We start from the raw sequence: 23470 nt of genomic DNA on the forward strand, positions 1-23470 counted from the left end.
TTTTGATTCAGAATGAGGCTTGAAATTAGCCTATTGGGTGAGTCAAACAAAAAACATGAAGAAATTAAGTATGGATGAACTCGATCGGCTTTCGGTCGAGGAGTTTAAATCAGTAGAAAAATCACCACTCGTTCTCGTATTAGACAATATTCGAAGTTTGAACAATGTTGGCTCTGCTTTTCGGACTGGAGATGCATTTCGTGTTGAGAAAATTTACCTATGCGGAATCACCGGAACTCCGCCCCATCGAGATATTCAAAAAACGGCCTTAGGAGCCACAGAATCAGTGGATTGGGAATATTTTCCCACTACCCTTCAGGCTTTGGAAAAATTGAAGAATGAGGGATTTATAGTTTGTAGTTTGGAACAAGTTCAAAATTCAACCAAACTCAACGAATTCCAACCAATTAGTAACGAGAATTATGCCTTAGTATTCGGAAATGAAGTATTTGGAGTAGAGGAGGAGGTACTATCAGTCTCCGATCATGTTTTGGAAATCCCTCAATTTGGCACCAAGCACTCGCTTAATATTTCAGTAACGCTAGGGATTGCTGTATGGGATATTTTGTCAAAACTCAAGCGTTTTTGATTTTTTATCAATCAAATTTCAAGGGAAAAAAGCACTCAAAACCCCAAATCTGAAAGTTTAACATGTGTTTTGATCAGGTTAGAACTAGCTTTGGCTACAATCTTACCTGATTCCTTTCGGATGATAGCTTCCCAGTGATTCAGATTAGACCCAGACCTCACGAGTTTAGCTGCGACTTCGAGGTTTTCACCAATTTGCGCCGAGGATAAAAAGTCCACATTTAAGTTGATGCTGGTCATCAAGTATTCAGATCCAGCAACAAAATTTCCCATCCCAATCACATCATCTAGCATTAACGAAGCGATCCCACCGTGAAGGATCTTTCCTGGGTTACACATCTCAGGCCTCACCGTGTATTGGACTTTGATATGATGCTGATCTACATCGAGAAGAATTCCTGCCAACCAATTGCCCGCGGCGGATGGAGTTTTATCCAGAGTTTTTCCAATTAATGATTTGAAATAGGTGAGCTGAGGACTAAAGTTATTTTCCACTGGAAATCGGATTATTGATCAATCGAAAATAGTCTTCTGAAATGGTTTTAAAAATTTCTTTTTCTTGATCTGTCTTCCAAAGTGAAAATATATCTGTTTCAGTTTTTAGGTTAACCCATCGATTTTCCTCTGAGTAAGGGACCAGTTTTTGGATAAGCGTGAAGTGGTCCAGATTATTTCCATCATTAAATTCTATCCATTCTGAATGTCCATTATCCACTAATTCAAGTTGGATTGGGTAGGAAGCATTTTCCAATTCAAAATAAAGATAGGCTTCATCCTTTAGAGGATTAAGAATAATGATGGGAAAGAAATTTGGCGTATTATTCTCATAAAGCCATTTATTATGTCTGAATAAGGTCATACCTGCTTCTTTTCGAAGCTCTCGATCGTAATGAATGCCTCGAACATTCAAAAAATACAATCGGTCCGAATCCGCAACTTTAAAGGTCTTGTCCTCTCCAGAGTTATTTGCCCTATAGCCGTTGAAAAAAGAAAGAACCAATACCAAACCGAAAGCTGAGAGAAAAAAGATTTTAACGATTCGAATCAGTTCGGGAGTAAATACTGGATCATTCGCAGGCATAAATGGACTTTACTTTTACAACTCCAGGTCTAAATTGGAGGTTTAAAATTATCGAACATAAGATCCAGCATTGATATCAATGGAGGTACCCGTGGCATGATCTGCTAGTCCAGAACACAATAAAGTGACCATGGGAGCGATGTCTTCAGGAAGTGTTAATTCATTGAGGGCAATGTCTTTTAGGGCAAAATCTTCCCCATACTCAGAAAGAATCTCATTGGCCATATCGGTACGCGTAAATCCAGGAGCGATCAAGAATGCCTTAATTCCAAGTTTACCATAATGTCTTGCAATTGAGCGAGTTAAGCTTACCAATGCTCCCTTTGAGGCTGCATAAGCAAGATAATCTGGAGTATCTCCGCGAAATGCTGCTCTGGAAGAAATCATGATAATCCGGCCATTTTGCAGTGGTTTTGCTTGATCTATGAACTCTTTGGTCAAAATTCCCACAGCAGTCGAATTGACGGCCATTACTTTCTCCCAAATTTGAAGCCATTCATCTGTAGGAAGGGAATCAGGGGCTGCCGGGGAAATTCCAGCATTATTAACCAATCCAGTCAAGGGCCCATATTTTGCTACTAGCCTCGGAATGAATCCTACAACCTCACTTGAATTGGAAAGATCACAGGATTCTAAATAGGCAGGGGACTTAAGTTGGGAAAGTAAAGACTCTGCTTCTTCCTTATTTGAGTTGTAATGGATGATAACCTCAGCCCCAGAATCGGAAAGTTGTCTGGCAATAGCTCTACCGATTCCACGTGAAGCTCCAGTAACTAGAATCCGTTGGTTTTTTAGTGAGATATTCATGATGTGTGCTTATTGGTCAAAATTCCTAAGAACAAGATGCTGGACATGAGCTAAATGATGCTGTCCATGCCAGGCATACATTAAAGCGACCTCTGATAATGATTGACTTCTATTTTTTTCGGGATGAAAGTAAGTCCTTTCAAAATCCTCAGATTTCATCGATTTGAGTAAAGTCACCCATTTAGCATGGATAATTCGGATGGTTGTCAAAGCTGATTCAACAGGAAATGAATAATCAGTCAACTTAGCCCATTCAGCTTCATCATAGGGTTTGATTACCGGATTATCCTCGGTGAGGGCAAGTTTAAACCTAAAAAAAGCATTGAGATGACTATCTGAACAGTGATGAACCAATTGTCTCACCGTCCAGCCACCAGGTCGATATGGTGTATCCAATTGGGCTGGGGTAAGTGGGCTTACGGCAGAAAATAGTTTTATTGGAAATTCTTCAATGAAATGAATTGCCCCTTGGATAGATTCTGAGGTGATTATTTCAGGAACTTGAAACTTCCCGACTGGGTATTTAAGAAACTCGATGTCCATTATTTTTACGATTTTTACTTACCGCCTGCAGCGATAGTGGCCAAATCTACATGTTTTGCACCATTGGCCAAAAGAACCTGTGCACATGCAATAAGCGTGGCGCCAGTGGTAATTACATCATCAACCAAAAGAATTTTAGCGCCATTTAGGTTCTGATTGATTTTCAAATCAAACACCTCTTCGACATTTTCAAGACGCTGAAGTCTGGATTTTTTGGTCTGAGTTTCGGTAAACACCTTTCTAATTAAAAGATCTTGAACTTTGATTCCGAGAGAATTAGATAATCCTAGTGCAAATTTTTCACTTTGATTATAACCTCTTCGTTTAAGTTTTAAAGGATGCAAAGGGACAGGAACAATCACATCCCATTCAGAAACATAATTCATTTTGGATAATTCAAGCCCGTAGAGCGTTCCAAGATGCACCGCAATTTCAGGTTTGTGCTGATACTTCAATTTGTGAAGGAGTTTTTGACTTACTCCCTTTTTGGTAAATCGAAGAAAGGAAATCACTCGATTTACAAGCATGAGTCCTTGAAGTTTAACAGTCAATTCATTATCCATAGCGCGAAGATGAAAGCTTGCTTTTGGAAGCTGTCCTTCACATACCAAGCAAAAGCAAATTTCTTGATCGTGTAGGGCGGTTCCGCATACCTCGCAGCACCGAGGAAAAATCAAATCCAAAAAATCATTTAGCCAAGTAAAACGCATAAGGCAAAAAGTCTGTTATGTATGCTTCGGATAGAATACCCGTATATTTACTGCTTAGACAATAAATCATTGTTAAATTAATGAATCTAATAGAAGAATTCAACGCATATCGGGCTCAGATGAATGAGCGAATATTGTCTGAAGACAATAAAGTAATTAAGCGGTTTTTCAATTTGGACACCAATACCTACGCTGAGGGGGAATTAGATGTCAAAACCAAAGAAATGATCGGCTTAGCTTGCTCCATGGTATTGAGATGCGATGATTGTATCAAATATCATTTAGGAAAATCCTTTGAGGCAGGAGTGTCAAGAAAAGAAGTTTTTGAAGTATTTTCCATTTCAATGATCATTGGTGGCTCCATTGTAATCCCTCATTTGAGAAGGGCTGTAGAATATTGGGAAGAACTTGAAAAACAGGGCTAATCATGTTTAAAAGAGATCTAGACCTAGAAAGACGATGGTCGAAGCTACTCGATGGACTGAAAGAAACCGTTGGAAAAAAACCTAATGACTTAAATGGAGTATTATTTCTAATCGGGGTACAAGAATTAGGTCAAGGAACAAAAAACTTCTCCAAGGAACAAAAGCAAGATTTAATGCATATAGCTATTTGCAAAGTACTTAGCTATGCCGGATTTTATGAACTTGATTTTGTTGATCAAGAGGGTTGGCCACATTGGAAGCTTGTGAAAGAATTACCGCACTTTGATCTTTTGGAGCAAGAGAAACTTCTCAAACTTCAAGTCATGGAATACTTTGAAAAGGAATATCAAATCGAGTTGTAATGAAATTAATCTCCTATAATGTAAACGGTATCCGATCAGCCATAAACAAAGGTTTTGTGGAGTGGCTAGAGGAAGAAAATCCAGATGTCATTGGTTTACAGGAAATTAAAGCTCAGGAAAAGGATGTAGACCCAATCATATTTCAAGAATTAGGCTATGAACTTTATTGGTTTCCAGCCTTAAAAAAGGGATATAGTGGTGTTGCCATATTTACCAAAATAAAACCCAAATCTGTAAAGTATGGTATGGGAATCCAAAAGTATGATGAAGAGGGGAGAATGATTCAAGCTGAATTTGAGGACTTTTCATTTATCTCTTCTTATTTCCCATCTGGAACTACAGGAGATGTAAGACAGGATTTTAAATATGAGTTTTTAGATGATGTATATGGATATATGCAAGATCTAAGAAAGGATCATCCCAATTTGATCCTAAGTGGTGACTATAATATTTGTCACAAGGCAATAGATATTCATAATCCTGTTTCAAATAAAAACTCTTCAGGGTTTTTACCAGAAGAACGTGCTTGGATGGATAAGTTTACCAATTCCGGATTCATAGACACCTTTAGACACTTCAACCCAAACCCTCACCATTATACTTGGTGGAGTTTCAGAGCAAATTCAAGAGCTAAAAATCTCGGATGGAGGATAGATTATCACATGGCCAGCCAAGAAATGGAAAACAAACTGAAAAGTGCTGTAATTTTGCAAGATGTAAAGCATTCAGATCACTGTCCGATTGTTTTAGAAATAGAAACAAAATAATCCAAGAAAAAATAGATCAAAGACATATTCTCAAATGAAATCTATAAAAATTTCAATCCCCTCTTTAATCGAGAACATAAAAATTATCGAGAGCTTTATTGATAACGCGAAAGATAATTTTGAAATAAACGATGACATTTATGGGAATATCATGATTTCAGTGACTGAGTGTATTAGTAATGCAATCATTCATGGAAATAAGCAAGACAAAACAAAACTTGTCCATCTAGAACTTAAGATGGAAGATGATCAATTAAAATTTATCATTGAAGATGAAGGTAGTGGATTTGATGCTGCAGAATTACCAGATCCAACTTCGCCTGAAAATATTGAAAAGACTGGGGGAAGAGGAATCTTCTTGATCAAGCATTTAAGTGATGAACTCAAATTCGAAAATGGTGGCAAGACAGCCATTCTTTCGTTTTACATGGATTAACAATGGCCATAAACTTCTTCACAGAGGATATCGACTTTGAATTACCTCAAAAATTGAAACACAAAAATTGGCTAAAGGAACTTGCCAAAACTGAAGGATATAAGATTTTAGAACTTAATTATATTTTTTGTTCAGACGAATATCTTTTTCAAATCAACGTGGAATATCTCAATCATGATGATTACACAGATATCATCACATTTGATAATTCGGAAGATGAAAAAACAATCGAAGGGGATATTTTTATCAGCATTGATCGAGTGAAAGAAAACGCAACCAAATTAGATCAAGACTTTAATAAAGAATTAAATCGAGTAATATCTCACGGAGCTCTTCACCTCATGGGATATAAGGACAAAAGTGAAAGCGAATCGCAAAAAATGAGATTAATGGAAGATTTAGCCATTACTCTTTATGAACAACTGTAACTGTTTCACGTGAAACAGTAAAATCGAAAACAAAGCATTAATCGTGTTTCACGTGAAACACCTAATTATAAAAAATCATGTTTCCAAAATATGATGTAATTGTGGTAGGTGCAGGCCACGCTGGCTGTGAAGCAGCACATGCAGCTGCTCAAATGGGTTCAAAAGTTCTACTATGTACTATGAACATGAACACCATAGCACAAATGTCCTGTAATCCAGCAATGGGCGGAGTCGCTAAAGGACAAATAGTAAGAGAGATTGATGCCCTTGGGGGAATGTCTGGAATCATTTCAGACAAATCAATGATCCAATTTAGAATGCTAAATAGATCAAAAGGTCCTGCTATGTGGTCACCAAGAACTCAAAACGACCGAATGAGATTTGCTGAAGAATGGAGATTAGCTTTAGAACAAACTCCAAACGTAGATTTTTGGCAAGAAATGATCACTGGTATCCTGGTCAAAGACGGAAGAGTGAGAGGAGTTAGAACAGGAATCGGAATAGAAATTGAAAGCGAATCAGTAGTACTAACTAATGGAACGTTCTTAAATGGAATAATCCATATTGGCGAGAAGCAGTTTGGAGGAGGAAGAACAGGAGAATCTGCTGCAAAGGGAATTACCGAACAACTAGTGAGCTTGGGTTTTGAAGCAGGAAGAATGAAAACCGGTACACCCCCTCGTGTAGACGGTAGAAGCCTTGATTATTCTAAAATGGAAGAACAATTTGGAGATGAACAACCAGAAAAGTTCTCATACCTAGATGAAACAAAGCCTCTGGAAACACAAAAAAGCTGTTGGATAACCTATACAAACAAAGAAGTACACAGCACATTAGAAACAGGTTTTGATCGTTCACCCATGTTTAATGGCCGAATACAGGGGTTAGGCCCTCGATATTGCCCCAGTATTGAAGACAAAATCAATCGATTTGCCGAACGAGAAAGACATCAAATATTTGTGGAACCAGAAGGTTGGAATACGGTGGAAATCTATGTAAATGGATTCTCAACTTCTTTACCAGAAGATGTGCAATACAAGGCACTAAGACAAATTCCGGGTTTTGAACAAGCAAAAATGTTCAGACCAGGTTACGCTATAGAATATGATTTCTTTCCACCGACACAACTTAAATTGACTCTTGAAACACAACAGATAGAGAATTTATTTTTCGCCGGGCAGATCAATGGAACAACAGGATACGAAGAAGCTGCTTCACAAGGATTAATTGCAGGAATAAATGCAAGTCTAAAAGTTCAAGAAAAAGATCCATTTATCTTGAAAAGATCGGATGCATATATCGGCGTTCTCATCGATGACCTTATTACAAAAGGTACAGAAGAGCCTTATCGAATGTTTACTTCAAGAGCAGAATTCCGTCTTTTGTTAAGACAGGATAATGCTGATTTGAGACTGACAGAATTAGGACATAAGATAGGACTTGCTACAGAGTCACGATTGCAAAAGACATTAGAAAAGAAATCGGAGACCCATAAACTCATCAATGATTTGAGACAAAAGCGAATCAGTCCAGAGCAAATTAATGCTGGACTCGACCAAATTGGAACAGCTCAAATCGCAGAAAAAATCTCATTAGAAAAACTTTTAAAGAGACCTCAAATAGGTATGGAAGAATTGAAAACACTAGATTCTGAAATAAAAACCTATTTGGAGAAATATTCTAAGGAAGTTCTTGAACAAGCAGAAGTTCAGATAAAATATGACAGCTACATTGATAAGGAGCAGCAAATGGTAGAAAAACTTTCCAACATGGAAAATTTCAGAATACCTCAACAATTCGATTACCTCAATATAACTGCTTTATCAGCTGAAGGAAGACAGAAATTAAATAAGATTAAACCAGAGACCTTGGGACAAGCCTCAAGAATAAGCGGTGTTTCACCAGCTGACTTATCGATTTTGACCGTCTATTTAGGAAGATAACATGTCAGAAAGACTATTAAAATGCCCACTCTGTAAAAGTGGGCATTTTCTTAACCATATGGAATTAAAGGATTACGCGGTAAGCCAAGAAAACTTTATCATTTGTAGATGCAATAGTTGTGAACTCTTATTCACAAACCCAAGACCTACAGAAGAAGAGATTGTACCCTATTACGATTTTCCAGACTATTTTTCACATGATGATAAATCAAAAAATCTGACACATTGGCTTTACAACCAAATCAGAAAAATTTCAATTCAGAAAAAGATACGATTAATTGAAGATTTAGCACCTATAGGAAGACTTCTAGACTATGGTTGCGGAACAGGGGAATTCTTACATGAAGCCAATCTGAATCAATGGAAAGTAGTGGGGATAGAACCAAATCCAAAAGCTAGAGAACAAGCTAATTTGAAGCTGGATAAAAAGGTGTATTCGACCATAAATGAAATTAAAACGGATACTCAATTCAATGTAATTACTCTTTTTCATGTTTTAGAGCATATTCACCAATTAAGAAAAACAATCAAACAATTAATAAAGCACTTAAAACCAAATGGTTATATCCTATTGGCTATTCCAAACCATGAGTCAGGAGACGCAAAAAATTATGGAAAATATTGGGCAGGATGGGACGTTCCACGGCACTTATACCATTTTAACTCTAAGAGTATGGAGGCCTTAGGAAAAGAATTTGATCTTTCATTAGAAGAAATAAGGCCGATGCCATTTGATGCCTTTTACGTTTCCCTACTTTCAGAAAAATATAAAGGAAATACATCATTTTTTGGTTCGTATACCAAAGGTTTGATTAATGGTCTGAAATCAAACTTAAGCACAGAAAGACCAGGAGACTATTCTAGCAACATTTATATATTCTCAAAAAAATGAACTTGAAAAATCTAGTTTATTTTATTGCCATAATTTTGATCATTTCCTCTTGTGCGAAACAAAGTACTCCCATGGGTGGACCTAGAGACGAAGATCCTCCACAACTAATAGAATCAAATCCAAAAGGTCAATCTACAGAAGTAAAACCAGCCAGTATCGAATTGATTTTTGATGAATACATCAAATTGGACAATCCTACCAAAGGAATCGTAATTACTCCAAGAATTGATAAGGATAAAGTAACATTCACAGCTTTAAAAAATAAAGTGATTGTGGAGCTAGATCAAGAATTAGAAGATTCCACAACATACGTATTCAATTTCCAAAAATCAGTGATAGACATATCAGAGGAGAACCCTGCTGAGAACTTAAAACTCGTTTTTTCAACCGGAAAAACAATTGACAGTCTTTCTATATCAGGCAATATAAATTACCTTTTTCAAGAAAAGAAAATAGATTATAACAACACCATAATTGGCGTTTATCCTCTCAGCGATACCACCAACTTATTTAACGAACAACCCTATTACTTGACAAGAGCAGACTCGGCAGGAAAATTCCAAGTAGGAAATATTAAAAATGGAAAGTATCGACTATATGCTTGGAACGATATCAATGGAAGCTTGAAAGCAGAAAATAAATCCGAGGAATATGACTTCCTGAATGATACCCTCACTATAGACCATAATATTGAAGGTATTCAATTTAACCTAGCAAAATCGGATTTAACTCCCATACGGATTCTTCGTTCAGGACCTTTTGGACAGAATTACGAAATTATTTTAAACAGAGATCCTGCTGAATTAAAAATTCAGAACGACGGATTAGGTCAAGAATATTTCTATACTATAGAAGATAAAAGGATACGACTATTCTCTAAATCAATCCAAACTGACAGCATTCCATTTCAACTTTCATTACTCGACTCAGTAGGATCACAAAAGGATAGCTTAATATTCGCAAAGTTCAATACATCTGAAAGGAAACCGGAAAAGGTTACACAATCTGTAAACTCCGGAAAAAGCTTTTACAAGGACTTGGAAATAGAAATCAAGTTTAACAAACCCATCGTTGACATAAATACGGACTCACTTTATGTCCAATATGATTCAGCTGGAATAATTCCGATTGAAAAGAGCTTCATATCAATCTCAGACTCTTCCAAAAGAGATTTGATTAAAATAAACCTATCCTTACCTGACTCAATATCAAAAGAGATAATAACCTTAAAAGCGGCTGATTCGACTTTCCAAGATATAGAAGGACAATACAATTTAGAGCCAATAGCAGCTAACTACAGAAAGCTTAAAAGAGAAGGGTTAGCAGACGCAATTAGTGGTAAGATTGAGGGCGCAGAACCTCCATTTATTGTTCAACTACTCGATCAAAAAAACCAATTAATTAAAGAATCATACATTGAAAAGAACCAAAATTATTCCTTCAGCCTATTACAACCAGGGACTTTTATCATCAGAATAATAGAAGATACAAATGGCAATAAAAGATGGGATCCTTCAAATATTAATTCAAATCGGAATGCTGAACGCGTCTTCTATTTCACTAACGAAGAAGGCAAAAAAGACATTATAATTAGAGGAGGATGGACACTTGAAGATCAAAATATTCAAGGAATTGAGAAAACTGGTATAACAAACAAGTAAAAAGATAGTGGACAAGTGATCTAATTAGTGTGGATAAAGAGGAAATAAGAATTAATAAAACCAAGAATATCCACAAAAGACTAATTGAAAAATCAGAAACCGAGAGGAGCTGGGGAAAAGCCTCAACTAGTCCACAATCAGATTTTGAGAAATCAACAGATCAAAAGTTAACACAGACGATGAAACGATAATCCACAGAAATGAATCATATCTACTAATTAATTGAAAATCATTGAATTAAATGTGGAAAAAAAGTTAATAACCAATTAATTATAACCAATAAAGACCAACCAATTGTTAAGAGTCAAACCAATATGATCTTTTCCACAAATTCACATGCTTAATAACCTTAATAGATTTTTTATTTAAATAAAATAATAGAATTATAGAGCTGTGAATTCTGTGGAAATCTTGATGTTGTGAATCCGTATAGGTTTTGGTAATATTAGAAAAGTAAACCCAAACCAAAATACCATGGAACTCAATCGTCTGTTTGACCTGATTCCCTATCAGATTAAGAAGTACAATAAGGAAATTGCCTTAGGAAGAAAAGAAAACGGAGAATGGAAAACTTATTCTTCCAATGACCTCAAGCGAATAGTTGATAACTTAAGCATAGGATTTTTAAGTTCCGGAATTTCTAAGGGAGATAAAGTAGCCATCATTTCCGAAAACAGACCTGAGTGGAATTTTATTGATCTTGCTCTGCAGCAAATAGGCGCTATATCAGTGCCGATGTATCCAACCATCACCTCAGATGATTATGCTTACATTTTTGATCATGCAGAAGTCAAAATGATTTTTGTAGGCGACCTTACCATTTATCAAAAAGCAGCAGATGTAGCAAATGAGCGGAAAATTTTCTCTTTCGATCAACTGGATGGAGTTGAACATTGGACTGCCCTAGAGAATAAAGGAGAAAATGGTGATTTAGCTTCGCTTGAAGCAAGTAAATCCGAAGTTAAACCCAATGATCTGTTTACAATAATTTATACCTCAGGTACTACCGGTAGACCCAAAGGTGTCATGCTTACTCATCATAACGTGCTATCCAACTTAATCTCGGTATCGCATATTATGTCTCCTCCTGAGGGAACCTCCAAGGTGTTAAGCTTTCTACCTCTTTGCCATATTTTTGAAAGAACTGCTTCATTCTGTTTTATTTACCTGGGTTATTCAGTTTACTATGCTGAAAACTTGGATAAAATCGGGGATAACCTCAAAGAAGTTCAGCCTCATGTATTCAATACAGTTCCTAGACTCTTAGAGAAGGTATATGATAAGATTGTGGCTAAGGGCTATGAATTGTCCGGCGTAAAAAAGAAACTCTTCTTCTGGGCTTTAAATTTGGGATTGAAATATGATCCGTCTACTTCAATGGGTTCATGGTATGATTTTCAACTTAAAATAGCCAATAAGCTAATTTTTTCGAAGTGGAGAGAAGCTCTAGGAGGGAATATCATGCAGATCAATTCGGGAGCTTCAGCTCTACAGCCTAGATTAGCTAGAGTATTTTGGGCTGCAGGAATCAAAGTATGTGAAGGATATGGACTAACTGAGACTTCACCAGTAATCACTGCATCAATCGGAACCTATGAAGAAATCCGAATTGGCTATGTAGGAAAGATTGTAAAAGATGTCCAAGTCAAAATCGCGGACGATGGAGAAATCCTAGTCAAAGGTCCCAATGTAATGCAGGGATATTACAAAGACCCAGATATGACTTCAGAGGTGATCAAAAATGGCTGGTTTCATACAGGAGATATTGGTGAGCTTGATGGTCAATATCTTAAGATTACAGACCGTAAAAAGGAAATGTTTAAAACCTCTGGAGGGAAATACATTGCACCTCAAGTCATGGAAAATAAGTTTAAGGAATCCCTATTGATCGAGCAGCTTATCGTAGTAGGAGATGGTAAGAATTACCCAGCCGCATTGATTGTACCCAGCTTCGAAGGTCTAAGAGAATACTGCAAGCGAAAGGATATTCCTTATACTACCGATCAGGAAATGGTTAAAAAACTTGAGATTCTAGAAAAATACCAATCTGAGTTAGATCATTACAACAAATTTTTTGGGAAATGGGAACAGATCAAACGTTTCAAACTTCTTGATCAACCTTGGGGAATTGAAACAGGTGAACTGACACCTACCATGAAATTGAAGCGAAAAGTCATTACTCAAAAGTATCAAGATAAAATTGAATCGATTTATCAGGCTTAATCTTCTGAATACTTGATATTTATAAAAATTTGAGAAAAATCAAACTTCAAAATTATTTATTGAGTTAAGTGTATTTGAATAGTAAAATTCTGTTTTTTCCTTAAATATCACTTTAATTCAATCTTATATTTTGAAAAAATCGAATTCATCAATTAATAATTTGTGATGCATGCATAACTATTGTTAAAAATAGTATGCATGCATACAAAATTTTTCTAACTTAGGTCTCTTTGAATTTTTACCCATTTGCAGAGATGAAAAGAGAAGAGACGGTTGATTACCATATTAAAAGTGCCTGGCATGCTATCTCTCGCATGTACAATCAACAAGCGGCTGAGGAAGGATTTACAACCGCAATAGGATTTGTACTGATTAATATTAATTCAAAAGAAGGAACCCCAGCTACTAAGATTGCTCCACTGATTGGATTGGAAACCAGGAGTCTTACCCGAATGCTTAAGACCATGGAAGAAAAGGGATTAATCTACAAAAAGGCTGATCCCATAGATAAGCGATCCGTAAGGATTTTTTTAACTGAAGAAGGAAAGCAAAAAAAAGAACGCTCTATCAACACCATTATGGATTTTAATTTTCAAGTCCGAGAATTTGTTTCAGAAGAAGAGCTCCAATCCTTTTTTGGGGTGTTTGAAAAAATCCAACAAGTAATAGAAAGAATCAACGAAAACCATATCACAAAACCCTTATTTGAAATATAAACCCAAACTCATTTTCAAATCTTAACTACCAAAAACTCAAAATAATGAACAGAACCATCAAAAAAGTCGCCGTATTAGGTTCGGGCGTGATGGGCTCGAGAATAGCCTGTCATTTCGCGAATATCGGTGTTCAAGTACTTTTATTGGATATTGTTCCCTTTGAACTTACCGAGGATGAACAAAAAAAGGGATTGACAAAGGAGCATCCAGCTGTCAAAAATCGCATTGTCACAGCTGCCTTGCAGAATACCCTTAAGTCTAATCCAAGTGCCATCTATGACAAATCATTTGCTTCCAGAATCACCACTGGAAATTTTGATGATGATCTGCCTAAGATCAAAGATTACGATTGGGTCATCGAAGTCGTGGTTGAGCGACTGGACATTAAGCAACAACTATTCGAAAAGGTAGAGAAGTACCGAAAACCCGGTACCTTGATTACTTCCAACACTTCGGGTATTCCCATGCATTTAATGTGTGAAGGTAGATCTGAGAATTTCCAAGCTCACTTTGCAGGAACCCACTTTTTCAATCCTCCTCGGTACTTGCGTCTTTTGGAAATCATCCCTGGACCTAAATCTAATCCAGAGATTATTGATTTCTTGATGGATTACGGAGACCGATATCTGGGAAAAGAAACGGTTTTATGTAAAGATACGCCTGCATTTATAGCAAACAGAATTGGAGTATATGCCATCATTTCAGGAATGCATGCCATTGAAAAGGCAGGTTTTGGAGTTTCTGAAGTAGACAAACTGACGGGACCTGTGATTGGCCGAGCAAAATCAGCCACCTTCCGAACCATGGATGTTGTAGGTCTCGATACCACCGTTAATGTGGCCAATAACCTTTACAAAGCCCTTCCAAATGATGAGTCCAGGGAAAAATTCAAACTTCCCAAAATCGTAGAAGTCCTATACAACAACAAATGGTTTGGGGATAAGACAGGCCAAGGCTATTTTAAAATGATTCGTCATAAGGACGGTAGAAAAGAACTCAAAGAATTAGACCTTACAACCTTCGAATACAAGGATGTAGAAAAACCAAAATTTAAAGCACTCGAAGCTTCTAAAGAAATCGATGACCTCAAAAAAAGGATCAAGTTTTTGGTGAATTTCGAAGACCGAGCAGGCGAATTTTACAGGGCTTCTTTTTACGATTTGTTTAAATACTGTTCTTACCGTATTCCTGAAATTTCCGATGAACTCTATCGAATCGATCAGGCGGTATGTGCTGGTTTTGGTTGGGAATTAGGACCTTTTGAAACATGGGACATTCTTGGAGTAAAGGAAACTCTTGAGAAAATGGAAGCAGCTGGAGAAACAGCGGCTTCATGGGTACATGAAATGCTTGCAGCAGGCCATGATTCATTCTACAAAGTCGAGGGAGGAAAAAGAAAATACTACGACATCCCTTCCAAATCCTATTTGGAAATCCCAGGTATTGAAGATTTCATCATTCTTGATACACTCAAATCTGCAGGCAAAAAAGTCTGGGGAAATGCGGGATCGACTATTTACGACATGGGGGATGAAGTCATAGGATTAGAATTCCATACGAAAATGAATTCTATGGGAGCTGAAGTGATTGAAGGAATCAATACAGCAATCGGTATGGCTGAAAAGTCCTACAAAGGCTTGGTGATCGGAAATGAAGGCGGAAATTTCTCAGCAGGTGCAAATTTGGCTATGCTCTTCATGTTCGCTGGAGATCAGGAGTTTGACGAAATCAACTTAATGATTGCTCAATTCCAGAACACCATGATGCGTGCTCGTTATTCTTCAGTCCCGGTAGTTGTTGCGCCACATAATATGGCGCTAGGAGGTGGATGCGAACTTTCACTTCATGCTGATCATATTCAAGCACATGCTGAATTGTATATGGGATTGGTGGAAGTCGGTGTTGGATTGATTCCTGCTGGCGGGGGTACTAAAGAAATGACTCGAAGGTTTGCTAATGGAGTAATCGCAGGTGATGTAGAGCTTAATCAGCTTCAGGAATATTTCATGAACATCGCCACTGCCAAAGTTTCAACTTCGGCCGAAGAAGCCAGAGGGTTGGGTTATTTGAGAACACAGGATGGAATTTCCCTCAATCGTAAAAGACAATTGGCAGATGCTAAAGCAAAAGTTATGTCTCTTTCGGACTTAGGGTATACGCAGCCAATGCAACAAACCAATATCAAAGTCTTAGGAAAGACTTCTTTGGCTCTTTTTGAAGCGGGTATCACTGGAATGATTTACGGAAACTATATCTCTGAGCACGATGCTAAAATCGCCCGAAAATTGGCTTGGGTCATGTCAGGTGGTGATTTATCTTCTCCAACAGAAGTTTCTGAGCAGTATTTGCTTGACTTAGAGCGTGAAGCCTTCTTGAGTTTGACTGGAGAGCAAAAGACACTGGAACGAATCCATAGTATTTTATTCAAAGGCAAACCACTTAGAAACTAAGGATTGGTATTTAATATCAATTGACCAAACTACCTAAACGAAACACCAATGGAAGCATACATAATTAATGGATATAGATCAGCAGTAGGAAAATCCAAAAGAGGAGGATTTCGATTTTATCGTCCAGATGATCTCGCTACGGATGTAATCAAACATTTAGTGGCTAATACACCTGGGTTGGAACCAAAAATGGTTGATGATTTGATCGTTGGTAATGCTGTACCAGAAGCAGAACAAGGTATGCAGATGGGACGAATGATTTCCTTGATGGCACTTGGAATAGACGCTCCAGGCTTTGTGATGAACCGTTATTGCGGTTCAGGTTTGGAAGCAATTGCCTTGGCCGTAGGAAAAATCAAGGCAGGCATGGCAGATTGTATCATCGCAGGTGGTACAGAATCCATGTCCTTGGTGCCTATGATGGGCTATAAAACAGCTTTGAACTGGAAAATTGCATCACAAACTCCTTCTTATTACTTAAGCATGGGTTTGACGGCGGAAGAACTGGCGAAAGATTACTCGATTACCCGAGAAGAATCAGACGCTTTTTCAGTAAGATCTCATGATCGTGCGCTAGCAGCTATTGCAGGTGGAAGATTTAAAGATGAAATCGTTCCAGTAGAAGTTGAAGAAACGTATCTCGATGAGAAAGGCAAAAAGAAGACCCGGAAGTTTACGGTAGATACTGATGAAGGACCAAGAGCGGGTACCACGATGGAAGCTTTGGCAGCGCTAAAGCCTGCTTTTAAAAATGGCGGGCAAGTGACTGCGGGTAATTCCTCTCAAACCTCTGATGGAGCAGCTTTCGTAGTAGTTATGTCTGAGCGATTAATGAAATCTCTCGGACTTGATCCGATTGCACGAATGATGTCCTATTCTGTAGCAGGTGTTGATCCAAGAATCATGGGTATCGGTCCAAAAGAAGCAGTTCCGAAAGCCCTCAAGCAAGCGGGCCTTAGTCTTCAGGAAATTGATTTAATCGAATTAAATGAAGCATTTGCTGCACAGGCATTGGCTGTGATCAAATCTCTGGATATGAATCCTGAACTAGTTAATGTGAATGGCGGTGCTGTAGCTCTAGGACACCCTCTTGGATGTACAGGTGCAAAACTTTCCGTTCAGCTCTTTAATGAGTTACGCCGACAAAACAAAAAATACGGGATGGTCACCGCTTGTGTAGGGGGAGGTCAAGGAGTAGCGGGTATTTATGAATTACTTAAGTGATAAAACTTCGAGATTCGAATTTCATCATTCGATAGTCAAATTGACATATTGAATGATGAACACCGAATGAAGAATAAGGAAGAAATCTAAAAAAATAGAATAATGACCACTTTATCAAAAACAATTCAAGGAGGAGAATTCCTCATCAGGGAGACTGCAGCGCAGGATGTTTTTATTCCTGAACAATTCAATGAAGAACAAAAAATGATGGCTCAGGCCTGTCAGGATTTTATTGACACGGAGATAACCCCCAAAATCGAAGAAATAGACAGTATGAAACACCCCGATCTAGTTCCTTCTATTTTCAAAAAGGCTGGTGAACTGGGTTTGCTAGGTGTTTCTGTCCCTGAAGAATATGGCGGTTTGGGGATGAGCTTTAATACCTCCATGTTGATTGCAGATATTATTGGAGCTGCTGGATCGTTTTCAACTACCTACGGCGCGCATACGGGGATAGGTACTTTGCCAATTCTCTACTACGGTACTGAAGAGCAAAAGCAAAAATACTTACCCAAACTAGCCACAGGCGAGTGGGCTGCTTGTTATTGTTTGACAGAACCTGATGCAGGATCTGATGCAAATAGTGGAAAAACCAAAGCCACTCTTTCAGCTGATGGAACTCATTACCTGATCAATGGACAGAAAATGTGGATTTCAAATGCTGGATTTGCAGACCTGTTTATTGTCTTTGCCAAAATTGAAAACGACAAAAATCTAACTGCATTTATCGTAGAAAAGACCTTCGGTGGAATTACGATGAATGAGGAAGAAAAGAAAATGGGTATCAAAGGATCTTCAACAAGACAGGTCTTTTTCAATGATTGTCCAGTTCCTGTAGAAAATATGCTTTCTGATCGTGGAAATGGATTTAAAATAGCTGTAAATATCCTCAACATCGGACGAGTAAAATTAGGATCTGGTGTGTTGGGTGGTGTGCGTACAGTGATTTCAAAATCCATCGCCTATTCATCAGAACGCCGTCAGTTCGGAGTAAGCATCAATACCTTTGGAGCAATCAAATCCAAGTTGGCAGAGATGGCAATCCGTACCTTCGCCTCTGAATCACTCTGTTATAGAGCAGGTCAGGATATTGAAGATCGAATGGCATCCTTAGCTCAGGAAGGATTACCGGATGCAGAAGCCAAACTGAAAGCATTGGAGCAATTTTCCATCGAATGCGCGATAGCCAAAGTTCATGGATCTGAAGTCTTGGATTATGTTGTAGATCAGGGTGTCCAAATCTATGGAGGGATGGGCTACTCTGCCGAGGCTCCGATGGAGCGCGCTTATAGAGATGCGAGAATTGCTCGAATTTATGAGGGAACCAACGAAATCAACAGAATGCTGATGGTAGGTATGGTGCTGAAGCGAGCCATGAAAGGAGAAATCAATCTCTTTGAACCAGCAATGGCTGTTGCTGCTGAATTGACCTCTGTTCCTTCCTTTGAAAGTATCGATGCATCAGAACTCTTCGCTGTAGAAAAAGATATCCTCAAAAAGCTCAAAAAAGTATTTTTGATGGTGGGTGGAAAAGCAGCTATGGCCCTCCAAGACCGGATCGAAGATGAGCAAGAAATCATGATGAATCTGGCCGATGTAATGACAGAAATTTACGCAGCAGAATCAGCCATTCTTCGAGCTGAAAAATTAGCGGGTCTCACCGGTGAGGATGGTGCCAAACATCAAATTGCCATGGCTAAAGTTTATCTCTATGAGGCAGTGGATAAAATTGAAGCTGCAGCAAAAGAAGCAATAGTATCTTTTGCAAAAGGAGATGAACAAAAGGTCTTGTTGATGGGACTGAAGCGATTCACGAAGCCAGATTTTGTGAACGTCAAAGAATTGAGAAGACAAATTGCTGACTATATGATCGCTGAGGGTAAATATCCATTCTAAGGAATCTTTACCTAAAATCAAATTAACCTCCCTTTCATTTGAAATGGGAGGTTTTTTGTTCTTGTACCATTTAGGGCTACCTGCTAAATGATCAGACTTAATTTTTAGTAAGAAGGACTTCAATTAAAAAAATCTAGTTTTCCAAGCATCCTTTCATGAACTTATTAACTTGTATCCATTACTTGCTAGCGGCAATAGAAAAAGAACCCAATCCCTGATTTTCATGTGAATTAAGAGGTATCTGCACTTTAATTAACAATAGATCAAAATACATTTAGCTTCTTTTGAAGTAATTTAGGAATCTATTTATAAGGGTAATCGATGGTTAAATGGAGGAGTTGAAACAAAAGATAGTAGATAAGGCACTATTGATGACCTGCATTTTTGCATCGATACCTTATATAATTGCATTAATCCGGGTGTTTGATACAGGATTATATTATCAAGCGATATTTTATTCTATTCTATTTTTAATACTAATTACCCTATCTGTTTTAAGGTCCAAACTTGGCGTTTCAATAAAAGCACATTCTATTGGCTTAATTTTTTCTGCCTTGACTATTTTCCAGGTTTATCACATTAGCTTGACAGGTGCGTTTTGGGGACTTATTCCACTCATGATCTATTCGTTACTAGGATTTAAAAAGCATGCCATAGCGTATTTTATTGTATTTGGGGTCTACCTTTATTTGATAGGAATTGGGAGTTTTGAAGGATTCGTGGTTCCTGCTAGAGATTTAAATCACCTCATAAATGAGCCTACTGGAATGATTTCATCCATTACCTCGATTATGTTTATTGTTTATCTGATTTACGTGTCAACGGGGAAACTTTTTGAATACTACGCAAATGCAAATGGCGAGCTATTGGAGTCGGAGTCCCGATTGAAATACCAAATTAAAAAAACGCCAATTCCGATTGTGATTACCTCAGTCGATGGGACAATCATTGATTACAATGAGGATGCGGAAAAATTATTTGAAGTCGATGGTAAAAACCTAAGAGGAACTAAATCTACGGATAGTTATAAAAACCCAGAGGACAGAAACAGGTTTGTAGAGCTTTTTAGTCAAAATGGGTTTGTAAATGAATTAGAATTGGAGCTGATCACCCAAAAAAGGATAGCAAAGATTGTAACCATTTCCTCAATTCTTTTTGAGGACAAGGAAAGAGGTTCGCTATTCCTTAATGTGTTTCAAGATATTACAGACCGGAAAAATTATGAAACCCAGCTAGAAATCTATAAGGAAAACCTAGAGCACTTGGTCAAGGAAAGGACGCAGCAACTCGAAGAAAGTCATGAAAGAATCCATGCAATCAATCGAGAAGTTTCTGATAAAAACCTCGAATTACAGCAAACTTTGCAGCAGCTTCAAGAGACTCAAGCCCAATTGATCCAAAAAGAAAAAATGGCCTCCTTAGGATCTTTAGTTGCTGGAGTAGCTCACGAGATCAATAATCCCTTGAACTTTATCATGGGAGCTCATGGGGGTCTTACTCAATATTTCAAGGAATTCGGAAGTGAAAACCCCAAGAAGACTGATTTTTTCCTAAAAAGTATTCAAACTGGGCTTGAAAGATCCACGGCAATTGTCAAAGGATTAAATCTGTTTAGTAGAACCAGTGAGTCTCTCAATGAGGTTTGTGATCTTCATGCTATTTTGGAAAATTCTTTGCTTTTACTTCATGCGCAGTTAGGAGATAAAATTGTAATCCAAAAAAACTATTCTCGTGACCCAATCATGTTAAGGGGAAATGTAGGAATGCTCCACCAAGTATTTACCAATTTACTTAGTAATTCAGCGTATGCTATGCGCGTTACGAACGGCACTATTTCCATAGAAACTTCTTTAAAGAATGAGCAAGCCGAAATTTCAATAAAGGATACTGGAAAGGGGATGAGCCAAGAAGTATTGAATAAAATAACTGACCCATTTTTCACCACCAAACCTCCAGGAGAAGGAACGGGTTTAGGACTTTCAATTACGTATTCAATCATTCAAAAACACCATGGTTCCATTCGCTTTGAATCCAAAGAGGGAGAGGGAACATTAGTTACCATTTTATTACCCCTAACCAATTAAAGATGAATACAAAGCCAAAAATACTTTACGTGGATGATGAGCCCTTGAATCTGGAATTGTTTGACATCAATTTCAGTCCATTTTATGAGGTATTAACTTCTACCAATGGATTTGATGCAATGGATATTTTAAAAGAAAATTCAGACATAAAAGCCGTCATTTCCGATTTGAAAATGCCATTGATTAATGGTTTTGATTTCGTCGGAAAAGTCAAAGAAAGTTTTCCAGAAATGAAATGCTTTCTCATGTCTGGATATTATTTAAATGAACAAATCGCGAATGCAATTGATACGGGCTTGATCTTAGGGCATTTTATGAAACCCTTTGATCTGAATGAAATTGGTACAACTCTAAAAAAATACATATCAGAATAGCGCTTAAAGAATGACTTTTGGAGGAAAGGTTAATTTTCCACCATTCAACTTTTTTATATCGGTCTTGTCTTTTACCATATTCTGAAATGGATTCCGTAAAAAAGAACTCGATAAGACCGCCCCCGCTTTTCCATTGCTTTAGAAAATCCCAATTTAGAGAGATGAAGAAGCAATTGATTTTTACCGCACTAAGCCTTGTGTTTCTTTACTCCTGTACACAGGAAAAAAAGGAGTTTGGCTTGGAAATTTCTACTGATGCAAGCCAAATATTACAAGGCAGAATGCTGTTTGAAAAGCATTGTTCGACCTGTCATAATTTCAACGAAGATGCGATAGGCCCCAACCTAAGTGGACTTACCAGGCAGGTAGAAACAAGCTGGATTCGACAGTTTATCCTCAATTCTACTTCACTTATTGAGGCTCAAGATCCCAGGGCCATCCAGCTTTTTGAAAAATTCAAAAGTACAATGCCGGCTTATCCTGGTCAGCCTGAAGAGATAGATGCCATTCTAAGCTACTTACATACGTTTGAAACATTACCAATTCCGATTAGCGGAGACACCACTTCCAATTTGATTCCCGAGAAAATTCAGGATTCGGGCATCCGGCTTTCCCTAGAATTGTTTGCTCAGCTTCCATCATCTGACTCGGTAGCGCCTTTGGCAAAAATGACCAAGATGGAACCCATATCAGGCACCGAACGACTGATAATTAATGATCAACGTGTGGGTTTGTATGAATTGGTGGATCAAAAGCCCGTTTTATTTTTAAATGTTCTTGAAAAAAAACCAGCCATGGTAAGTAAGCCTGGTTGGGCGACAGGAGTGGGAAGTTTTGCTTTTCATCCAGATTTCCAATCCAATGGTCTTTTTTATACTGCTCATACCGAACCCGGAGGTACTGCTCCTTCTGATTTCGGATATACGGATAGCCTTGCGGTTTTCATGCAATGGGTATTGACCGAATGGAAATTGAATGATCCAAAGGCAAGAAAATTTGAAGGGACAAATCGGGAGATTTTGCGGATTGACAATGCCTCTCAAGCTCATGGAATGCAGGAATTGACGTTTAACCCCTATGCAAAAAAAGGAGATCCCGATTATGGACTTTTGTATATCGGATATGGAGATGGAGGTACTGCGGAGAAGCGATTTGCTGCTATTTCCAACCACAAAGGAAAAGGAATCTATAGCAGTATTTTGAGAATTGACCCATTGGGATCAGATGGAAAAAATGGGAAATATGGAATTCCCAAAATCAATCCATTTGCTAGAAAAGAGGGAATGGCTGGGGAAGTCCTTGCCTATGGCTTTCGGAATCCAAATCGTATTTTCTGGGATGCAAAGGGCCAGCTTCATGCAACAGACATCGGACAGCACAGTATTGAAGAAATCAACCGAATCGAGCCTGGCAAATTTTATGGTTGGCCAGTAAGAGAAGGAACGTTTGGGATCAATCCCTTTGGGAGTTTCCGGGCACTTTATCCCCTTCCTGAGGATGATTCCAAACTGGGCGTTACCTATCCTTTGATCCAATTGGAACATGACGAAACCGTAGCAGTAATCGGTGGATATCTTATTCCGGATGGTCCGTTGAAAGGAAAATTTGTGTTTGGGGATATTCCTTCCGGAAGGTTGTTTTTTGCCGATTTGAATGAATCTGGAAGCCCAAAAGTCCAAAGCTGGGGAGTGCTTTTTGATGGAAAAGAAATTTCAATGAAGGGATTGGTTAATCATGATCGAGTAGACTTGAAGTTTGGCATTGATGCTTCTCAAAATGTCTACATTATGAGCAAAGCGGAAGGAAAAATTTACAAAATCATAACGACGGATTGAGGTAAAATTTTGTCTAATTTCATGC

General features: G+C 38.0%; 22 protein-coding genes. 17 read left to right on the plus strand and 5 right to left on the minus strand.

The annotated features are described in order from the left end of the window. The first annotated feature begins 55 nt into the window (after positions 1-55). Positions 56-589, plus strand: coding sequence for an RNA methyltransferase (locus AO498_RS02690; RefSeq protein ID WP_067550203.1), 534 nt, complete (start codon positions 56-58; stop codon positions 587-589). Between the two features lie 35 nt (positions 590-624). Here the strand turns inward: AO498_RS02690 and AO498_RS02695 are convergent, their stop codons facing one another. Genes AO498_RS02695 through AO498_RS02715 form a run of 5 tightly spaced genes read right to left on the minus strand, consistent with a single transcriptional unit; the run spans position 625 to position 3729 of the window. Next, entirely contained in the window at positions 625-1083 is a 459-nt protein-coding gene (locus tag AO498_RS02695) for a PaaI family thioesterase (RefSeq protein WP_067543435.1), read from the minus strand. After that, positions 1073-1669: a hypothetical protein gene (locus AO498_RS02700; protein WP_067543438.1), complete on the minus strand. Its 597-nt coding sequence runs from the start codon at positions 1667-1669 to the stop codon at positions 1073-1075. The genes AO498_RS02695 and AO498_RS02700 overlap by 11 nt, the downstream gene beginning before the upstream one ends. A 48-nt stretch (positions 1670-1717) precedes the next feature. Further along, positions 1718-2476: an SDR family NAD(P)-dependent oxidoreductase gene (locus AO498_RS02705; RefSeq protein ID WP_067543441.1), complete on the minus strand. Its 759-nt coding sequence runs from the start codon at positions 2474-2476 to the stop codon at positions 1718-1720. A gap of 9 nt (positions 2477-2485) precedes the next feature. After that, positions 2486-3019 (minus strand): YfiT family bacillithiol transferase, encoded by a 534-nt coding sequence (locus AO498_RS02710; protein WP_067543444.1) that lies wholly within the window; start codon positions 3017-3019, stop codon positions 2486-2488. A 14-nt stretch (positions 3020-3033) separates the two neighbouring features. Beyond that, positions 3034-3729 carry a ComF family protein gene (locus tag AO498_RS02715; protein WP_067543447.1) on the minus strand — a complete coding sequence of 232 codons (696 nt, stop codon included), beginning with the start codon at positions 3727-3729 and terminating at the stop codon, positions 3034-3036. A gap of 80 nt (positions 3730-3809) precedes the next feature. Here AO498_RS02715 and AO498_RS02720 point away from each other — a divergent pair, with 80 nt between their 5' ends. From AO498_RS02720 to AO498_RS02795, 16 genes are all read left to right on the plus strand, one after another. Continuing rightward, positions 3810-4154, plus strand: a complete 345-nt coding sequence (locus AO498_RS02720; RefSeq protein WP_067543449.1) for a carboxymuconolactone decarboxylase family protein — start codon at positions 3810-3812, stop codon at positions 4152-4154. A gap of 2 nt (positions 4155-4156) precedes the next feature. Beyond that, on the plus strand, positions 4157-4516 hold the full coding sequence (locus tag AO498_RS02725) for a hypothetical protein (RefSeq protein ID WP_067543452.1): 360 nt from the start codon (positions 4157-4159) through the stop codon (positions 4514-4516). Further along, positions 4516-5283, plus strand: coding sequence for an exodeoxyribonuclease III (locus tag AO498_RS02730; RefSeq protein ID WP_067543455.1), 768 nt, complete (start codon positions 4516-4518; stop codon positions 5281-5283). The genes AO498_RS02725 and AO498_RS02730 overlap by 1 nt, the downstream gene beginning before the upstream one ends. A gap of 34 nt (positions 5284-5317) precedes the next feature. Further along, positions 5318-5719 (plus strand): ATP-binding protein, encoded by a 402-nt coding sequence (locus AO498_RS02735; protein WP_067543458.1) that lies wholly within the window; start codon positions 5318-5320, stop codon positions 5717-5719. Positions 5720-5721: 2 nt separating this feature from the next. Then, entirely contained in the window at positions 5722-6147 is a 426-nt protein-coding gene (gene ybeY, locus AO498_RS02740; protein WP_067543461.1) for an rRNA maturation RNase YbeY, read from the plus strand. 77 nt (positions 6148-6224) lie between these two features. Next, positions 6225-8090, plus strand: coding sequence for a tRNA uridine-5-carboxymethylaminomethyl(34) synthesis enzyme MnmG (gene mnmG, locus AO498_RS02745; protein ID WP_067543464.1), 1866 nt, complete (start codon positions 6225-6227; stop codon positions 8088-8090). 58 nt (positions 8091-8148) lie between these two features. Then, positions 8149-8982, plus strand: a complete 834-nt coding sequence (locus tag AO498_RS02750) for a class I SAM-dependent methyltransferase (protein WP_236778628.1) — start codon at positions 8149-8151, stop codon at positions 8980-8982. Positions 8983-9053: 71 nt separating this feature from the next. Continuing rightward, entirely contained in the window at positions 9054-10643 is a 1590-nt protein-coding gene (locus tag AO498_RS02755; RefSeq protein WP_236778629.1) for an Ig-like domain-containing domain, read from the plus strand. 474 nt (positions 10644-11117) lie between these two features. Then, complete coding sequence (locus AO498_RS02760; protein WP_067543473.1) at positions 11118-12866, plus strand: AMP-dependent synthetase/ligase; 1749 nt, start codon at positions 11118-11120, stop codon at positions 12864-12866. 254 nt (positions 12867-13120) lie between these two features. Beyond that, positions 13121-13582, plus strand: a complete 462-nt coding sequence (locus AO498_RS02765) for a MarR family winged helix-turn-helix transcriptional regulator (RefSeq protein ID WP_067543476.1) — start codon at positions 13121-13123, stop codon at positions 13580-13582. A 44-nt stretch (positions 13583-13626) separates the two neighbouring features. After that, positions 13627-16032 carry a 3-hydroxyacyl-CoA dehydrogenase/enoyl-CoA hydratase family protein gene (locus tag AO498_RS02770; protein ID WP_067543479.1) on the plus strand — a complete coding sequence of 802 codons (2406 nt, stop codon included), beginning with the start codon at positions 13627-13629 and terminating at the stop codon, positions 16030-16032. A gap of 48 nt (positions 16033-16080) precedes the next feature. Further along, the gene (locus AO498_RS02775) at positions 16081-17256 is read left to right on the plus strand and encodes a thiolase family protein (protein WP_067543481.1); all 1176 of its coding nucleotides are present in this window, start codon (positions 16081-16083) and stop codon (positions 17254-17256) included. Positions 17257-17358: 102 nt separating this feature from the next. Then, entirely contained in the window at positions 17359-19152 is a 1794-nt protein-coding gene (locus AO498_RS02780) for an acyl-CoA dehydrogenase family protein (RefSeq protein ID WP_067543485.1), read from the plus strand. A gap of 329 nt (positions 19153-19481) precedes the next feature. Then, positions 19482-21236, plus strand: coding sequence for a sensor histidine kinase (locus AO498_RS02785; protein ID WP_067543488.1), 1755 nt, complete (start codon positions 19482-19484; stop codon positions 21234-21236). 2 nt (positions 21237-21238) lie between these two features. Further along, positions 21239-21610: a response regulator gene (locus tag AO498_RS02790; RefSeq protein ID WP_067543491.1), complete on the plus strand. Its 372-nt coding sequence runs from the start codon at positions 21239-21241 to the stop codon at positions 21608-21610. A gap of 161 nt (positions 21611-21771) precedes the next feature. Beyond that, positions 21772-23445, plus strand: a complete 1674-nt coding sequence (locus AO498_RS02795; protein WP_067543493.1) for a PQQ-dependent sugar dehydrogenase — start codon at positions 21772-21774, stop codon at positions 23443-23445. Positions 23446-23470: the final 25 nt, after the last annotated feature.

The organism is Algoriphagus sanaruensis (assembly GCF_001593605.1).
Taxonomy (GTDB): Bacteria; Bacteroidota; Bacteroidia; order Cytophagales; family Cyclobacteriaceae; genus Algoriphagus; species Algoriphagus sanaruensis.